Below are 2,837 nucleotides of genomic sequence, written 5' to 3'. Positions count from 1 at the left end.
AAATTGCGAAAGCTAGGGGAGCAAACAGAATTAGATACTCTGGTAGTCCTAGCCGTAAACGATGAGCACTAGATGTCGGTCCCTTTAGGGGTCGGTGTCGCAGCTAACGCATTAAGTGCTCCACCTGGGGACTACGGTCGCAAGGCTAAAACTCAAAGGAATTGACGGGGGCCCGCACAAGCGGTGGAACATGTGGTTTAATTCGAAGCTACGCGAAAAACCTCACCAGGGCTTGACATAATAGAAGTAGTGAAATGAAAGTGGAACGACCTGTCAAGTCAGGAGCTATTACAGGTGCTGCATGGCTGTCGTCAGCTCGTGTCGTGAGATGTTGGGTTAAGTCCCGCAACGAGCGCAACCATTATCCTTTGTTGCCACTTACATCTAGCTTGCTAGATGTGAAGCACTCTAAGGAGACTGCCTGGGATAACCAGGAGGAAGGTGGAGATGACGTCAAGTCAGTACGGCCTTTATGCCCTGGGCGACACACGTGTTACAATGGGTAAGACAGAGGGTTGCCAACCCGCGAGGGGGAGCTAATCTCTTAAATTTATCCTCAGTTCAGATTGGAGTCTGCAATTCGACTCCATGAAGCCGGAATCGCTAGTAATGGCAGATCAGCACGCTGCCGTGAATACGTTCCCGGGCCTTGTACACACCGCCCGTCAAGCGATGGGAGCGAGGAGTACCCGAAGTCCTGTGTAGGCAGGCCGAAGGTAAAACTCGTGACTGGCGCTAAGTCGTAACAAGGTAGCCGTACGGGAACGTGCGGCTGGATCACCTCCTTTCTATTCTATAATAGGGTAGAAAAAATCCAGTTGTAGTTGTAAATGAAACAAAGTCCTTCTTTGAGAGGATTAAATCAAGTTATGATCTTCTCTTCGAAAGACTTGGCTTTTTTTATATTTTTGTAAGGTAGAATTGATAAAAAACCGGGACACATTGGCTTATTTTTGCTAAGTCAATAAGTCAATCTGTCCCGGTTTCTTCCAATTCCTACCACTGACTTTGGGCCCGTAGCTCAGTTGGTTAGAGCGCGTCCCTGATAAGGACGAGGTCAGTGGTTCGATCCCCCTCGGGCCCACCATATAGCCCCAGTTAATTTTTATGGGGCCGTAGCTCAGTTTGGGAGAGCACCTGCTTTGCAAGCAGGGGGTCAGGAGTTCAATCCTCCTCGGCTCCACCAGATTTGAATTCAAGGACAATAGATTTGAGTAAACTTTTTCCTCAGGCAGCATAGCTGCTTGGGGTCGAAGCTCTTTGACAACTATGAAATATAGGGTAATACATATTGCCGAGTAGTTTTATCTTAATCGGGCTTCTCGCCCTGATTAAGAAACGTTTTTGATCAAGCTACAAAGGGTTTATAATGAATGACTTGGCAGATTAAGGCGATGAAGGACGTGGAAAGCTGCGATAAGCCCCGGGGAGCCGCAATTGGCTTTGATCCGGGGATCTCCGAATGGGGCAACCCCATCAGATTCATCTCTGATGATCTCATACTGAATACATAGGTATGAAAAGCTATACCAGGTGAACTGAAACATCTAAGTAACCTGAGGAAAAGAAACCGAATGGGATTCTCTTAGTAGCGGCGAGCGAAGAGAGAACAGGCTAAACCGACAAGCATGCTTGTCGGGGTTGCGGGACCTTAATGTGGGATTGTGATGGAATAGCAGAAGTGTTTGAAAAAACACGCCATAGACTGTGAGAGCCAGGTATGCGAAATTCCAAAGCACCCTAGAGGTATCCCAAGTACTGCCGGGCACGGGAAATCTGGCAGGAATCTGGCCCGACCATGGGCTAAGCCTAAATACTCAATCTGACCGAAAGTGGACAAGTACCGTGAGGGAAAGTTGAAAAGAACCCCGGGAGGGGAGTGAAATAGAACCTGAAATAATAAACCTACAAGCTGTCGGAGGCCTATGTTCTTCTCGTAAGAGGAGAAAACGGCTGACGGCGTACCTTTTGCATAATGGACCAACGAGTTATTATGTGTTGCAAGCTTAAGCTCCTCTGGAGTGTAGGCGTAGGGAAACCGAGTCTGAATAGGGCGACAATAAGTAGCACATAATAGACCCGAAACCACGTGATCTATCCATGGCCAGGTTGAAGCTTATCGAAAGATAAGTGGAGGACCGAACGCATTATCGTTGAAAAGATTCGCGATGAGCTGTGGATCGGAGTGAAAGGCTAGTCAAACGTGGCAATTGCTGGTTCTCCCCGAAATAGTTCTAGGACTAGCTTCGAGGAATTAATAAACAGGGGTAGAGTTACTGAATAGACTAGGGGCCTTACCGGGCTGCCAAATCTAACCAAACTCCGAATACTGTTTATTTTATCTCGGAAGTCAGAGCAAGAGGGCTAAGCTTCTTGCTCGAGAGGGAAACAGCCCAGACCATCAACTAAGGTCCCAAATATAGACTAAGTGGTAAAGGAAGTGAGATCACATAAACAGCCAGGATGTTGGCTTAGAGGCAGCCATCATTTAAAGAGTGCGTAATAGCTCACTGGTCGAGTGGTCTTGCGCCGAAAATGATCGGGGCTCAAGCATGTAACCGAAGCAGTGGATTCCGCCGCAAGGCGAGAGTGGTAGGGGAGCGTAGTGTCATGCGTTGAAGGCGTACCGTAAGGAGCGCTGGAGTAGACACTAGTGATACTGTTGGTATAAGTAGCGAAAACTATAGCGAGAAACTATAGCATCGAAAATCTAAGGTTTCCTGGGGAAGGTTAATCCGCCCAGGGTTAGTCGATCCTAAGCCGAGGTCGGGTAGACGTAGGTGATGGACAGCAGGTTCAATATTCCTGCACCACTTGTAACGCGTTATCAATTATGT

At 47.8% G+C, this 2,837-nt stretch carries 2 tRNA genes and 2 rRNA genes (1 of these 4 only partly in view); all 4 read left to right on the top strand.

Annotated features, from left to right (window positions below):
* Positions 1-788 (top strand): 16S ribosomal RNA (locus HQK88_17145); the annotation flags it as partial.
* A gap of 222 nt (positions 789-1,010) precedes the next feature.
* Positions 1,011-1,087, top strand: a tRNA-Ile gene (locus HQK88_17140).
* Positions 1,088-1,109: 22 nt separating this feature from the next.
* A tRNA-Ala gene (locus HQK88_17135) sits at positions 1,110-1,186 on the top strand.
* Positions 1,187-1,346: 160 nt separating this feature from the next.
* A 23S ribosomal RNA gene (locus HQK88_17130) occupies positions 1,347-2,837 on the top strand; its annotated part runs 539 nt beyond the window's last position; the annotation flags it as partial.

This window comes from Nitrospirota bacterium, from assembly GCA_015233895.1.
Lineage (GTDB): Bacteria > Nitrospirota > Thermodesulfovibrionia > Thermodesulfovibrionales > Magnetobacteriaceae > Magnetomonas.
The sequence above is the reverse complement of the archived record's forward strand: the minus strand, read 5'-3'. Positions and strand labels throughout refer to the sequence as shown.